The sequence below is a fragment of the Planococcus sp. VCh962 genome, from assembly GCF_057748275.1.
This window is the reverse complement of record NZ_JBYLHS010000004.1, coordinates 188,556-202,921: the sequence shown is the minus strand read 5'-3', so window position 1 is coordinate 202,921 and position 14,366 is coordinate 188,556. Positions and strand designations below refer to the sequence as shown.

Below are 14,366 nucleotides of genomic sequence, written 5' to 3'. Positions count from 1 at the left end.
AACCCGCTCAACAATTTGTTGAGCGGGTTCTTTTGTATGCTAAATTAAATCGCCACTTTCTCTGAAAACTGGCTATTGTACAGATCGGCATAAAAGCCATTTTTCTCGAGCAGCTGGGTATGGGTGCCTTGTTCAATGACATTCCCTTTATCCATCACCAGGATCAAATCGGCATCTTTGATAGTCGACAGACGATGGGCGATGACAAAGCTGGTGCGCCCTTCCATCAGGCGGTTCATCGCCCGCTGGATAAATATTTCCGTACGGGTATCGACGCTCGATGTCGCTTCATCCAGAATCATGATCGGCGGATCTGCCAGAATGGCCCGCGCGATGGTCAGCAATTGTTTCTGTCCTTGCGAAATATTCGACGCTTCTTCATTCAGCACGGTATTGTAGCCTTCCGGCAATGTGCGGATGAAATGGTCGGCATGCGCAGCATCCGCCGCCGCGAAGATCTCTTCATCCGTTGCGCCGTTTTTGCCGTAGGCGATATTGTCTTTGATGGTGCCGTTAAAGAGCCAAGTGTCCTGCAGCACCATGCCGAAGCTTTTCCGAAGTGAACTTCGGGACAATTCACGGGTGTCGAGTCCATCGATTTCAATCTTGCCGCCTTTAAGTTCATAGAAGCGCATCAGCAAGTTGATCAGCGTCGTCTTGCCTGCTCCGGTCGGACCGACAATGGCCACTGTCTGGCCCGGCGTCACTTCAATGTTCATGTTGTGGATCAACAATTCCTCCCCGTAGCCAAAATCGACGTTTTCAAACGACACCGCTCCGTTCGCCCGTTCCAGCGAGACGCTTGCCGTTTCTTTCTTCTCTTCTTGTTCATCAAGCAGTTCAAAGACGCGTTCCGCCGCTGCAATGGTCGACTGAATGATGTTGGCGATATTGGCCGTCTGCATGATCGGCTGCGTGAACTGTTTCGAATACATGATGAACGCCTGGATATCCCCGATGGAAATCGCCCGCTTCGTCACCAGAATCCCGCCGACGACACTGATCAGCACATAACTGAAGTTGCCGATAAACGTCATCAGCGGCATGATGATTCCTGAGATAAACTGGGCACGCCGGCCGGCATCGTATAGTTCATCGTTCACTTTCTCAAACTGCGCCACTGCTTTTTTCTCATAGCCGAATGCTTTTACGACCGGATGGCCGGTATACATCTCTTCGATATGGCCGTTCAATTCACCCAGTGAACGCTGCTGGTTGGCGAACTGCGTCTGCGACCGTTTCAAAATCGGCTGGATGACAAACATCGACAGCGGCAGCGAAACGAACGCGATCAATGTCAGCCATGGGCTGATGGTCAGCATCATGACGATGATCCCCACCAGCATGACAATTGACGTGATAAACTGCGTCAAGCTTTGCTGCAGTGTACTTCCGATCGTATCGATGTCGTTGGTCATACGGCTTAAGGTCTCACCGTTTGGCTTGCTGTCAAAATAATTTAACGGCAGCTTTTCGAGTTTTTTATTGACGTCCTGCCGGAGGTCATAAACCGTGTCCTGCGCCACTGTCGACATGATGTATTGCATCAAATAACTGAACAAACTGCTGAACACATACAAGGCCGTCAGCAATAACAGGATTTGTCCGATGGCACCAAAATCAATCGCCGCTCCCGGCACTCCCTGCAGTTTGCCGTATGCCCCTTCAAACAATTCCGTGATGGCATCCCCAGTGAGTTTCGGGCCGACAATCGAGAACACCGTGCTCAGGATCGCTGCGAAGAACACGGCAATCAAACGGTTCCGTCGCGGCTTCAAATAGCCGAGCAGACGCTTGAAGTTCGCTTTGAAGATTTTCGGTTTTTCACCCGGCAGCATCATGCCGCCAGGAGGTCCGTGTCCCGGGCCAGCTGGTCTGCCGCTTGGAGGCCGTTTTTCGTTGCTCATGCGATCTCCTCCTCTGACAGCTGGGAATAGGCGATTTCCCGGTAGACTTCGTTGCTGTTCATCAATTCTTCGTGTGTGCCCATACCCACTATGCGGCCATGTTCCAGCACGATGATGCGGTCTGCATCGACTACCGTACTGACGCGCTGCGCCACCAGCAGCACCGTTGCGTTTTTCGTTTCGCCTTTCAAAGCACGGCGGAGCTTGGCATCCGTCTTGAAATCGAGGGCCGAAAAGCTGTCATCGAATATATAGATATCCGGTTTCCTGACGAGTGCGCGGGCAATTGCCAAACGCTGTTTCTGCCCGCCGGATAAATTCGAGCCGCCTTGCTCGATTTCTGTATTGTAGCCTTCTTTTAAATTGCTGATAAACTCGGTAGCCTGGGCTACCGAAGCGGCATGCTCCAATTCCGCCTGCGTCGCCTCTTCTTTTCCGAAACGGATATTGTCGGCAATCGTGCCGGTGAAAAGAATCGATTTTTGCGGCACAAAGCCGAGCTTCGAGCGCACTTCATCCTGTGAGGCGTCGCGGATATCAACGCCATTGACGCGGATTGCCCCATTTGAAATATCATAGAAGCGCGGTATCAAATTGATCAGCGTCGATTTTCCGGAACCGGTCCCTCCGATGATTGCGGTGATTTCCCCAGGGTACGCTTTAAAGCTGATTCCTGATAGCGCCGGTTTTTCAGCCCCTGGATAGCTGAATGTCACATCCTCAAATTCCAGCGTGCCGCGTTCAAAATCGGCCGCTTCTGTTCCCAGGTCTTCAAATGCCGGTTTCATGTCGAGCACTTCGTTGATGCGGTTCGCTGAAACGGCTGCACGCGGAATCATGACAAACATCACCGAAGCCATGACAAGCGCGAACATGATCATCATGACGTACTGGATAAACGCCATCAAATCACCGATCTGCATCGCACCATTGTTGATGCGGATGCCGCCGAACCAGATGACACCCACAACCGTCAAGTTCATGATAAGCATCATTACCGGCATCATGAACGCCATGATTTTATTGACCCGGATCGACACATCCGTCAATTCGCGGTTCGCTTTTTGAAGCCGTGCTTTTTCTTCCGTCTCTCGGTTGAACGCCCGGACGACACGGATGCCGGTCAAGTTTTCCCGCAGCACCAGATTCAGGCGGTCGAGCCGTTTTTGGACTTCCTGGAACAGCGGAATCCCTTTTTTGAAAATCAGCAGAATCGAGCCGACCAGAAACGGCATGGCTCCCACTATGACCAGCGACAATTTCGCATCTTTTGAAATCGCCATGATCAGCCCGCCGACCAGCATGATTGGTGCACTGATGACCATGCGCAGCAGCATGATGACCACTTGCTGAATCTGCGTGATGTCATTCGTTGTCCGGGTGATCAGCGATGCGGTTCCGACTCGATCAAATTCCTGCAGCGAGAATTTCTCTACATGGCTGAATACTTTCAAGCGCAGGTCCCGTCCCATGCCCATCGCCGCTTTTGACGAATAAAAGCTGGCTGCAATCGAAGCAGCAGCACCAAGTGCGGAAATCAATAACATCCAGCCGCCGATGCTCCAAATATATGGAACATTCCCTTTCACAACGCCATTGTCAATGATGTCCGACATCAATGTCGGCAAAAAAAGGTCCGCCATCGACTGAACAAAAATAAGAACCGCGACAGCCACTACAAGCCATTTATAGACGCTTAAATTTTTCAGGATCCTGATCATCGGCGCTGCTCCTCTAAATCGCGTATTTCCAAATGGGCTGAAATGTGCTGATGGAGTTCCAAGAGCTTGTCGTATTGTTCATCTGTCAATGAGTCCACGGCTTCCTGGAAACGCTGGTGGCTCCCGCCTTGCTGGTGGTGAATCGAATGGACCAGCGCCTCGCCTTTAGCGGTCAAAGCCAATCCCATTTCCCTTCGGTTAGCTTCCACTTCCTGGCGCTCAAGCAGCCCTTCCCGCACCAAACCATCAACCGCTTGGCTCAATGTGCTTTTCGGAAGAAAACTGATTTCCCCTACGGTTTTCTGCGTCATCTCTTTGCGTTTAGCCAAAGTCATCAAAATCGCGTATTGCGGCATCGACAAGCCGCTTCGTGCTGCTGTCTGCTGGTCGATGCACACCATGTTTTTCTGTATTCGCCTGAACGACCGCATCAACTGGATGGTACGCATTAATTTTTCATTTTCCTGGTTCATTGTCCATCCTCATTCCTTTCGTACGTAAACTGTTCCAAAGCGAACAGTTCCTTTTCGATAGGTTAAATCTACTCCTTATTAAGAGGAGAGTCAAAGAGTTGGATTGGTATCCGGAGAACAAAAAAGCGTTTCTCTTTTCCTAAGCTTATTCTCTATTTTTTTACCTTCTTTATTGATAGACTTAGGAAAAGTATAGTTAATTTGACCGAGGTGGATAAATTGAAGTTTCATGTATTGGGCAACGAAACGAAATTGGAAATCGAAGTATTGCAACGGAATTATCCGGACAGCCGGGACTATTGGGATGCCAATTGGGTGGCTTCCATCATCCATCTGGAAATCCCGGGGTACGTCGTTCATTTTGAAGCAGATCTCAGAACCGATGAACTCAAAGAATTTGTCGATGGCTTGAGAGATATGAATGAAAGCTTGAAAGGCACTGCTGTACTGAAAAATCTTGATAACTATATCCATCTGACCGGTTCTATGAATTCGCTCGGCAAGATTTCCTGGATTCTTGAAACCCTTTATCCCGTCGGCACTGGCGCACAACTGTCTTGCGACTTCGAATCGGATCAAAGCTATTTGCGGATTCTGATTGATGAGCTGGATGCGGTGCTGGAAGCTTTTCCGGTGATAGGGAAAGCACAATGAAGTTTTTTTCAGGAGGTTATTACGTCACTTCACGCATTAAGCGGGAAAATTATATGGATAAAGAGCTGATACCATCAGTCCTGCTTTCGGCAAGTGATTGTATCTGCACTTGGCAGCCTGATATCAACTACTTTTGGGGACAACCGAAGCCACATAATGGAGATTATATAAAAGAGTTGAAAATTTCCAAGACCAAATTTAGTGCTATGGATAAATGGATTGCTGATAAATATGCACTCGGTGAATTCGCTTTTCCTTCCTTATTTTCAAGGATTGAAGCTGCAAAAGAGTTTCAGCAGACATTTCTCAGTCACCTGCCACAAGTAACAATTATTGAAATTGGACTGCCAGAAAAGTTTATTGAAGTTTTCCTGGAAGACCAGGAAAGCGAAAACAAACCTGAAAATAATCTTCACGAAATAGAAAACTTGCTGAACAATCGCGTTCCAATTAATGAAAAACAAGGAAGTCTCTTAGGATATGAAGTGCTCGGCTTTGAATTCGGCAGTTTCCATTCTTATTTATGCAATGGGTTGGAGCAAGATTATAACCACCACTTCGGATTTCAACTGAACGCTGATGGTTTTCTGGATTCTCTGGAACAAGCAGAACGTTTCTGTCATTATACAAATGATGAAAACGTAGAAGCAGAGCCCGTATTATGGCTTCCTTGGGCTGTATTTGAATATAACAAAGAATAAAAGTTACTATTTTCACTGTTCTTATTTGAAGGAGCAAAGATTGGGCTATACTCAAAAAGGATATATATGCCGCTGTCGCAGGATTTAAGATGCTGATCTCATCCTGCAGTGCTTTTTTGTATATCACAAAAGAAGTATTGCCAAAAGCGTTGATTCTTTTGTTTGTTGAGTTAACTGTAATCTCGTTAACCGATATTCCATAAAACAGCTACCACGTACTTCGTGTTTCAAAACTAATATAGAGATGCATAAACAGAAACAGTAGGATTTTTCTACTGTTTTTCTTTGTATCTTCTGATAGAAAGGAAAATTAATGTAGCAGAAGGTGGCGACTCCTGCGGAAATAACATGAGCTGAAGGCCCCGCAGGAGCGAAGCGACGAGGAGACTGAAGCCATGTCCGCGGAAAGCGTCCACCTGGAGCGAAATGAATAAGGCTGTCGAGCACTCTCGACAGCCTGAAAATTCTTCATTTCTTATTTAAATACCTGTGCTGCCATATCAGCCACGTAATCACTGCCGCCGTTGTCTTTGACGTTTTCGATCATCATCGCGAGCAGCAAGTCCGGCTTGTCTTGGTTATACGTCACGAAAAAGCCGTTCTCTTTGCCGCGTTCTTCCCCAGCCGCTTTCAGTTCCGCTGTTCCGGTTTTGCCTGCAAGGGCTAGACCAGGAAGGTTCGCCGACTGGGCATAGCCGTCAACGACCACTTTGCGCATGCCGGTGCGGAGCGTTGCTGCATTTTCCGCTGAAATCAATCCTTCTTTCCAGACTTGCGAATCTTCTTCCTCCAACAGCAAAGTCGGTTTGTACATCTTGCCGTCTGTCAGGAAAGGCTCGTACATCGTAGCGAGATGCAGGATATTCGTCAGCATCTGCCCTTGTCCGAATGAAGTCGCCGCCAATTGCCCGTCAGATGTGATTGTGCCGTCATTGGAAATTTGGGAAGCCGCTAGATTCATGGCAAACGGAATGTCTTCCCCGAAGCCGTATTTCTTGAGTCCTTCGACGAATGTTTCATTGCCCATTTTCACCGCTTGCTGGGCAAAGTAGATATTGTCCGAGTACACCAGCGCTTTGTTCAGGTCAATCGGATTAGGTGCTTCCGGATGAAGGCGCGAGACGTTTTGCCACGTCTTGCCGTTGATCGTCAAGCCTTCAGCCGGATCTAGTGTGCCTGCTTCCATGCCGATTGCCGCCGTTACCGGTTTCAATGTGGAACCCGGTGCATAAGCTTGCGCGAAACGGTTGAACAATGGCGTCTTTGGATCTGCTTCCAGTTCCTTAAAGCGTTCGCCGCTGATGCCGAGCATAAATTCGTTCGGGTCAAAGCTTGGGGAAGAAACAAGTGCCAAGGTTTCTCCGGTATCCGGATTGACCGCAGCTGCTGCGCCCGGTTCACCTTTCATCGCCGCGAATGCTTTTTTCTGCAATTCCGCATCGATTGTCAGTGTGACGGTTTCTCCGTCGGTTACCGGCTGCTCCGCAACCGTAATCGGTTCTGCCCCTTCAGCAGGCTTGTCGATCCAGATTCTCACGCCGTTTTTGCCGCGCAGCCGTTTTTCAAGTGTACGCTCCAGCCCTTGGCGGCCGATCTGGTCCCCTGACGTATAGCCTTCGCCTTTGCGCTCTTCCAGTTGTTCCGCAGTGATGCTGCCGATATAGCCTGTCAAATGCCCCAATGCTTCTGCGTATGGGTACTCACGCATCGCCACTTGCTGTGCAGCTACTCCTGGAATGGTGATGGCTTTATCCAGAACTTCTGTATTGTTGCGTGCGATTTTTGCAATCGGCACAAACAATTCCGGTTTGACCCAGCTTTGTCCCAGTTCCGCGTCGATTTTTTCGACGGTCAGATTCAGGAGTTTTGCCAGTTCTTCTTTTTTTGTTTCATCCGTGAATTTTTCCGGCACGATGCCGATGTTATAACCGCCGCCGTTGATGGCGATGCCTAAACCGTTGCGGTCCAGGATTTCCCCGCGCACCGCTTCAATCGAGTCGATGCGGATTTCGTCTTCCGCTTCCAATTGCGGGAAGATGAATGACGGATCCCATTCAACAAACCAGTCTTCCTTTTCCCGCTGCGTTTCGTGGAGCAGCGTCATGGTCTTTTCAAATTCCACCGGTCCAGCGATTGTATCCATTTTGATCTGCACCGGAAAATCTGCCGGCTGCTCTGTCTTCCATTCCGTGTCTTCCGCCGGTTTCGTGTATACCACTTTAAGGTTCTCAATGCCGAGATCCTCTTTCAGCTTTTGCTGGCGTTCCACGAATTGGGCCTTGTCATATGTGTTCTTCGTGCCGTCATTCAAAAATTCATCATACATTTTAGTATACTCGCCTTTATTCCAATGGCCTATGTATGCTTCCAGCCGGTCTTCCGGCGTCGCTTGCTGTGAACAGCCAGCGAGAAAAACAATCAATCCCAAGAGTAAGAGTCCAATCCAATATTTTCTCATCTTCCGCCCTCCACTTCTCGCTTTATTTTACCAATAATTTCCGAATATGAAAAAGGTTTTGTTCTACTTGTTTTATTAAAACTACAATCCTGCAGATAGTCAATAGAGCCTGATTGCAGGATCTTTTCTCCGCAAAAAAGCTGCCCTCCAATAGGACAGCTTTCTTTATCTTTTGTTTCATTTTTTCATTTTTTTATTTTATACACACGTGCTTCATAAGGGTATAACTGATTGGGATCGATTTCTTTATAATTGGCTAATAATAAAGTTCCGTCTTGCGGTTCGTCCCACCAGCATGCGTGCTGTGCCAGGTTTGTCACAATCAGCACTTTTTCATTTTCGTCTTCCCGTGTATAGGCGAAAACCGATTCATGCCCGAGCTCGACAAGATCGTAGCGTCCATACACCAGTACCTCCATATGCTTCCGCAGCCAAATCATCTGCTTATAAAATGACAACACCGAATGTGGATCGTGCTTCTGCGCTTCGACGTTCAGCCAGTCGTGGTTCGGATTGACTCCCAGCCACGGCCTTGCCGTTGAAAATCCGCCATATGGGCTCGCATCCCATTGCATCGGCGTCCGTGAATGGTCACGGCTGGTTGCTTTGACCAGCGTCATGACATCTTCGTGCATCATGCCGGTTGCCCGTTTGTAGAAATACAAATTATGGGTCCGCACATCGTTATAATGCTCAATTTCTTCAAAAGGCGCATTTGTCATGCCGATTTCCTGGCCTTGGTAAATGAACGGTGTGCCTTGCATGAAAAAGTACATACAGGCAAATGCCGTTGCACTTTCGCGCCAGTACTGCCGGTCGTTGCCCCATGTCGATACCATGCGGGGCTTGTCGTGATTTTCAATGAACAATGCATTCCAGCCCTTGCCTTCTACACCTTTTTGCCAGCGTGACCGGATTTCTTTCAGCTTGCGGACATCGACGCCATGTTTTGAATCGGCGCTCCATAATCCCATATCTTCAAACTGGAATACCATATTGAATTTGCCGTCTTCTTCGCTGATCCATTCACCGATGTCATTTACACTTGCACCGTTCGCTTCCCCAACGGTCATGATGTCATATTTCGCAAACGTTTCATCCCGAAGTTCTGCCAGCAGCGGCTGTATGCCTTCGACGTTCATCATTTTTTCCCATGCCGGGATGTAAGCTCTGTCGATATCATCCGGCATGTCGCTGAAATCTTTCTTGATGTGGCTGATGGCGTCCACGCGGAAGCCGTCGATTCCTTTGTCCAGCCACCAATTCACCATCTCATATAAGGCTTTTCGCACTTCCGGGTTTTCCCAGTTCAAATCGGGCTGCCTTTGGGAAAATAAGTGCAGATAATACTGCTTCGTCTGTGAATCGTAAGCCCAAGCCGGGCCTCCAAAAATGCTTTCCCAGTTTGTCGGCTCATCCCGCCAAATATACCAATCCCGTTTCGGGTTGTCTTTTGACGAACGGGATTCCACAAACCAAGGATGTTCATCGCTTGTATGATTGATCACTAAATCAATGATGAGTTTCATGCCGCGCTTGTGGACTTCATCAAGCAAGCGGTCAAAATTCTCCATATTCCCGTACTCTTCCAGGATTTCCTGATAATCGCTGATGTCGTAGCCATTGTCATCATTCGGTGATTTGTACATGGGGCAAATCCAGATGACGTCGATTCCGAGTTCTTTCAGATAATCGAGCTTGCTGGTCACTCCTGCTAAATCTCCGATGCCATCACCATTCGAATCTTTGAAACTGCGCGGGTATACCTGATAAGCAATCGCCTCTTTCCACCATTTTTTATTCATATTGCTGACTCCTTTAAAAACGATCACACAATCCGAGTTTGATCAACCCGGCAGGTCAAAAACAAGTTTCGCGCTCCCGTTTCCTCCGTTTAGTTTTGTCTTTCTTTCCAAGGTCTGAGCAACAATTTTGGCGGCAGCTGCAGCGAAATCAATAGTTTTTAGTACATACCCGCTGATGACTGAGTTATTCACGTTAAACCATTTTTTTGTGATAAAAAAACAACAGTTTCATAAGGTTTCAGCGTAAAGTCTCTTTCTTTGTCAGCGGAGGGATAATTTCCGATCAGCCGTTCTCCATCCGGTTGCGGGAACGTCCGGGTCTTGTCTGAAAAATTACAGAAAACGACCAGTTTTTCCGCTTTGGTCGTCCGGCTATATGCAAATACTTCTTTGTCTCCCCGGTGAAGCAGCGTAAAATTCCCATCCGTTACGACATCCAATGTTTTGCGGAAACCGATCAATGATCGGTAATACGCATAGATGGAATTAGGGTCACTGATATTTTTCGCATTGACTTCAAGGTAATTCGGATTTGTTTTCATCCACGGTGTGCCGGTTGTGAATCCCCCGTTCGGTGCATCTGTCCATTGCATCGGTGTCCGGGCATTATCCCGGCTTTTGATATGGATTTTTGGCAACAGCTCTTCCGGGGATAAGCCTTGTTCCCGCTTTTCCTGATACATATTGCGTGTTTCAATATCCTGGTAATCGTCAATCGTATTAAATCGGACATTGGTCATGCCCAGTTCTTCTCCTTGATAGACAAATGGCGTCCCTTGCATAAAATGCAGGCAAGTCGCCAGCATTTTAGCCGATTCCACGCGGTACTCTTGATCATCGGCGAAGCGTGAAACAGCGCGGGGCTGATCATGGTTATTCCAATACAAACTATTCCATCCTTCAAGATGGAGTGCGTGCTGCCATTTTTCTAAAACCTCTTTCAACTCAATCAAATCGAGCTTTTTGGCCGTCCATTTGTCGCCTGGCGACTGATCGAGCCTCATATGTTCAAAAGTGAAGATCATATTGACTTCCTTGTTTTTCGGAGATGTATATATCTTTGCTTCATCAGTCGAGGCTTCCGGCGTTTCGCCGACTGTCATAATATCATAATTCGATAGAACTTTGTCGTTCATTTCCCGCACATATTGGTGAACATTTGGGCCGTTGATAAAAAGGCGCACTCCATCGCCAACCGGATCATCCCGGAATGCCGGATCTTTTGAAATCATATTGATGGTATCCATCCGGAAGCCATCAATGCCTTTTTCGAGCCACCAATGCATCATCTCGTAAACCGCTTCCCGCACTTCCCGTTTGTCCCAGTTCAAGTCCGGCTGCTTCTTTGAAAATAAATGAAGGTAGTACTGTCCATGAAGCGGGTCGTACTGCCAAGCCGAACCACTAAAGAACGAACGCCAATTGTTTGGCTGGTCCCGCCAAATATAATAATGGGGGCGATCTAAAAACCATTCATGCTCATCCGATGTATGGTTAACCACCAAATCCATAATCAGTCTCATCCCTCGCCTGTGCACTTCATTCAATAAGCGGTCAAAATCGTCCATTGTTCCAAACTCATCCAAGATTTTCTTATAGTTGCGGATGTCATAGCCATTGTCATCGTTCGGAGAATCGTAAACCGGAGACAGCCAAATCACATCGATTCCAAGTTCAGCAATATGATCCAGCTTTTGGAGAATCCCCGGCAAATCTCCTATGCCATCACCATTTGAGTCCATGAAACTGCGTGGATAAACCTGATAGACAGCTGCTTTTCTCCACCATTCCGACATGTCCATCGCTCCTAAAAACCTTGATTTTATTTACAGTTTACATCGATTTTGGATTATTACAAAAGATAGGACTTATATTACAGAATTCTTTGTGTTAACCTATCTCAAAAATAAGTTGACTCAAATGCAAGGAATATTTATACTGAATTTAGCTTGAAAATATGGAGGGAAACTATGACAACGACCACAACAAGAACGGCTAATCATTCCAAGACTTTGCATTTAATACATATCGCCATGTTTGCGGCGCTCATGGCTATCGGCGCAAATATATCCGCGTTTCTGTTCATCGGCGGTGTACCGATTACACTACAGACCTTCTTCGCTATTCTTGCCGGCCTTCTGCTTGGCAGCCGGATGGGCGCTTTTGCCATGGTTGTCTATGCATTTATCGGCTTAGCTGGCGTTCCCGTGTTCGCCGGATTTTCAGGCGGCATGGATACGCTGATCAGCCCGACATTCGGCTTTATCTTGTCGTTCGTCCTGATTGCGTTAGTGAGTGGCTGGATTGCCAGCAAATTCCCGACTCGCATCGGTTTTGTCGTCGCTGCACTTGCCGGCCTTGTCGTCAACTATGTATTCGGCACGAACTGGATGTATGCAGCATATAAGCTATGGTTCGCGGCACCGGAAGGCTTTACCTACCAAATGGCTTGGGCATGGATGGCCGTGCCGCTTCCAAAAGACTTGATTCTTTCAGTGCTTGCCGGACTATTCGGTTTCCGCCTGCGCCCGATTATTCAGAAGTTTAGATAATGAAAGTAAAGACGGCTAGTCTCATTAAGGATTAGCCAACCCAGACCGTCGAGAAACTTTCGGCGGCTTTTTTCATTTCGCTCCAGGCGGACGCTTTCCGAGAGGTTGCGGCCTGAGCCTCCTCGCTCGCTGGCTAAAACCGTGTGCTCCTGCATCGCTTCGCTAGCTTCGTCGCAAATGAATCGGGCAAACTGCTTTTGCCCAATTCATTCCCTGCGGGGTCTCAGGACTCGCATTACTCCCTCTGGAGTCGCCGCCTTCCGCTACATTCAGCTCGCTTTTGTCACCTTTGGAGACGCTCTAAAAGTGTGACTGTTTGAGCAAGTTCTCTTCTGTTGCTTCCCGCTCTCCAGATATGAAGCCAACCAGCGGAGAAAACCGTACTGCTCCTGCATCACTTCGCTGCTTCGTCGCAAAGACTTAGCCTCGCAGGCGTCGGCTAATGTCTTGCCCGCGGCAAGCGTAGCAGGTTGGCGGAATATCGGTTAAGGAACAAATTCTAACTTTCTCATTAAACTGGAAAACGGCTAATCCAATAAGGATTAGCCGTTTTCTTATATCATGTCCCGCAGAATGTCTGGTAGGAATCCGGTGATTCAGGAGGCAATGTGCTGTATTCTTTTTGTTCTTCGGAATGCGCATACGGGTCAGCCAAAACTTTCAGCAGCCGTTCCATGACGCTGTAGTCGCCTTTTTGCACTGCGGCTTCCAATGCCTCCTCCACCCGGTGGTTCCGCGGAATCACTGCCGGGTTGCTGTTTCGCATCAACTCATGCGATTGTTCTTTCGACTGTTCCTGGCGTGCAAGCCTTGCCTGCCATTGTTTGTCCCATTCAATAAACTCCGGCTTGTCGAACAACACCGTATCTCCAAAACTATCAAACGTCAACGCACGGAACGTATTGGTATAATCCGCATCGTATTCCTTCATAAGATTCAACAGGTCCGCTACCAGCACTTCATCCGCCGATTCTTCATTGAACAATCCCAGTTTCGCCCGCATGCCGGTTAGCCAATGGGCATAATACTCCTTGATGTAATCGGACAGCACTTGCTGTGCCAGCTTCACCGCTTCTTCCTGTTCTTCATGCAATAAGGGAATTAACGCTTCTGCAAAACGCGCCAAGTTCCAGCCGGCAATCTGCGGCTGGTTGCCATAGGCATAGCGTCCGTGATGGTCAATCGAACTGAAGACCGTTGCCGGATCATACGTATCCATAAAAGCGCAAGGGCCGTAATCAATTGTTTCGCCGCTGATCGTCATATTGTCGGTATTCATGACGCCGTGGATAAAACCGACAAGCTGCCATTTTGCAACGAGTGACGCGTGGCGCATCGCCACTTCCCTAAAGAGTCCAAGATAACGGTTTTCCCCAAGATCCATATTCGAGTAATGGCGTTCGATTGCGTAATCGGACAAGGCACGAATATTGTCAATATCACCGACTCCTGCCGCATACTGAAATGTCCCGAAACGCAGATGGCTTGCCGCTACTCGAGTCAACACGGCGCCCGGAAGGCTTGTTTCGCGTCTGACTTCCTCGCCTGTCGCTACCACGGCTAAGCTGCGTGTTGTTGGAATACCCAGTGCATGCATCGCTTCACTGATGATGTATTCACGAAGCATCGGCCCAAGTGCTGCACGCCCATCGCCTCCTCGTGAGTAAGGAGTGCGGCCGGATCCTTTCAGCTGGATGTCAAAGCGCTCGCCTGTCGGGGTGATCTGTTCACCCAGTAATATTGCACGGCCGTCGCCAAGCATTGTCAAATAGCCAAACTGATGGCCGGCATAAGCTTGCGCAAGCGGCACAGCGCCTTCTGGAATTTCGTTTCCGGCAAGGACCTCTACGCCTTTTCCGCTTTTCAATTCGTCTATATTCAATCCGAGGGCTGCTGCCAACGGCTCATTAAAAGCGGCCAGCTTCGGAGACTGTACAGGGTGCGGTTTAACATTGGTGAAAAATGCTTTCGGAAGGCGGGCATAACTGTTTTCCAAGTTCCACCCGGTTTCCGTTCTTTCTTGTCGCTGTGTCATAATATCTCCCTTCTTTCTATATTAAATAAAACCAAGACTGTCCTTTTACTATACCCGTTT

General features: G+C 48.2%; 10 protein-coding genes. 3 read left to right on the top strand and 7 right to left on the bottom strand.

Features of this window, described 5'->3' with window-relative positions:
* Positions 1 to 44 precede the first annotated feature (44 nt).
* The 3 genes from AC3AQ9_RS13545 to AC3AQ9_RS13535 are packed head-to-tail and all read right to left on the bottom strand — an operon-like array spanning position 45 to position 4,101.
* On the bottom strand, positions 45 to 1,907 hold the full coding sequence (locus tag AC3AQ9_RS13545; RefSeq protein WP_488308029.1) for an ABC transporter ATP-binding protein: 1,863 nt from the start codon (positions 1,905 to 1,907) through the stop codon (positions 45 to 47).
* A complete protein-coding gene (locus AC3AQ9_RS13540; protein ID WP_488308028.1) occupies positions 1,904 to 3,628 on the bottom strand; it encodes an ABC transporter ATP-binding protein in 1,725 nt (574 codons plus the stop codon). The genes AC3AQ9_RS13545 and AC3AQ9_RS13540 overlap by 4 nt, the downstream gene beginning before the upstream one ends.
* On the bottom strand, positions 3,625 to 4,101 hold the full coding sequence (locus AC3AQ9_RS13535) for a MarR family winged helix-turn-helix transcriptional regulator (protein WP_488308027.1): 477 nt from the start codon (positions 4,099 to 4,101) through the stop codon (positions 3,625 to 3,627). The genes AC3AQ9_RS13540 and AC3AQ9_RS13535 overlap by 4 nt, the downstream gene beginning before the upstream one ends.
* Before the next feature lie 219 nt (positions 4,102 to 4,320).
* Between AC3AQ9_RS13535 and AC3AQ9_RS13530 the strand changes: the two genes are divergently transcribed.
* Positions 4,321 to 4,755 carry a WapI family immunity protein gene (locus AC3AQ9_RS13530; RefSeq protein ID WP_488308026.1) on the top strand — a complete coding sequence of 145 codons (435 nt, stop codon included), beginning with the start codon at positions 4,321 to 4,323 and terminating at the stop codon, positions 4,753 to 4,755.
* On the top strand, positions 4,752 to 5,456 hold the full coding sequence (locus AC3AQ9_RS13525; protein WP_488308025.1) for a hypothetical protein: 705 nt from the start codon (positions 4,752 to 4,754) through the stop codon (positions 5,454 to 5,456). The genes AC3AQ9_RS13530 and AC3AQ9_RS13525 overlap by 4 nt, the downstream gene beginning before the upstream one ends.
* A gap of 475 nt (positions 5,457 to 5,931) precedes the next feature.
* Here AC3AQ9_RS13525 and AC3AQ9_RS13520 read toward each other — a convergent pair whose 3' ends face one another.
* From AC3AQ9_RS13520 to AC3AQ9_RS13510, 3 genes are all read right to left on the bottom strand, one after another.
* Positions 5,932 to 7,914, bottom strand: coding sequence for a penicillin-binding transpeptidase domain-containing protein (locus AC3AQ9_RS13520; protein ID WP_488308024.1), 1,983 nt, complete (start codon positions 7,912 to 7,914; stop codon positions 5,932 to 5,934).
* Positions 7,915 to 8,099: 185 nt separating this feature from the next.
* Positions 8,100 to 9,719: a glycoside hydrolase family 13 protein gene (locus tag AC3AQ9_RS13515; protein WP_488308023.1), complete on the bottom strand. Its 1,620-nt coding sequence runs from the start codon at positions 9,717 to 9,719 to the stop codon at positions 8,100 to 8,102.
* 188 nt (positions 9,720 to 9,907) lie between these two features.
* Positions 9,908 to 11,515: a glycoside hydrolase family 13 protein gene (locus tag AC3AQ9_RS13510; protein WP_488308022.1), complete on the bottom strand. Its 1,608-nt coding sequence runs from the start codon at positions 11,513 to 11,515 to the stop codon at positions 9,908 to 9,910.
* Between the two features lie 174 nt (positions 11,516 to 11,689).
* Between AC3AQ9_RS13510 and AC3AQ9_RS13505 the strand changes: the two genes are divergently transcribed.
* Positions 11,690 to 12,271: a biotin transporter BioY gene (locus AC3AQ9_RS13505; RefSeq protein ID WP_488308021.1), complete on the top strand. Its 582-nt coding sequence runs from the start codon at positions 11,690 to 11,692 to the stop codon at positions 12,269 to 12,271.
* Positions 12,272 to 12,830: 559 nt separating this feature from the next.
* Here the strand turns inward: AC3AQ9_RS13505 and AC3AQ9_RS13500 are convergent.
* A complete protein-coding gene (locus tag AC3AQ9_RS13500) occupies positions 12,831 to 14,306 on the bottom strand; it encodes a protein adenylyltransferase SelO (protein WP_488308020.1) in 1,476 nt (491 codons plus the stop codon).
* Positions 14,307 to 14,366 lie beyond the last annotated feature (60 nt).

Bases quoted from the DNA above. Each gene is read 5' to 3' on its own strand.
- AC3AQ9_RS13515 (WP_488308023.1), bottom strand. From the start codon at position 9,719: ATGAATAAAAAATGGTGGAAAGAGGCGATTGCTTATCAGGTATACCCG.
- AC3AQ9_RS13540 (WP_488308028.1), bottom strand. From the start codon at position 3,628: ATGATCAGGATCCTGAAAAATTTAAGCGTCTATAAATGGCTTGTAGTG.
- AC3AQ9_RS13525 (WP_488308025.1), top strand. From the start codon at position 4,752: ATGAAGTTTTTTTCAGGAGGTTATTACGTCACTTCACGCATTAAGCGG.
- AC3AQ9_RS13535 (WP_488308027.1), bottom strand. From the start codon at position 4,101: ATGAACCAGGAAAATGAAAAATTAATGCGTACCATCCAGTTGATGCGG.
- AC3AQ9_RS13505 (WP_488308021.1), top strand. From the start codon at position 11,690: ATGACAACGACCACAACAAGAACGGCTAATCATTCCAAGACTTTGCAT.
- AC3AQ9_RS13500 (WP_488308020.1), bottom strand. From the start codon at position 14,306: ATGACACAGCGACAAGAAAGAACGGAAACCGGGTGGAACTTGGAAAAC.
- AC3AQ9_RS13510 (WP_488308022.1), bottom strand. From the start codon at position 11,515: ATGTCGGAATGGTGGAGAAAAGCAGCTGTCTATCAGGTTTATCCACGC.
- AC3AQ9_RS13545 (WP_488308029.1), bottom strand. From the start codon at position 1,907: ATGAGCAACGAAAAACGGCCTCCAAGCGGCAGACCAGCTGGCCCGGGA.
- AC3AQ9_RS13520 (WP_488308024.1), bottom strand. From the start codon at position 7,914: ATGAGAAAATATTGGATTGGACTCTTACTCTTGGGATTGATTGTTTTT.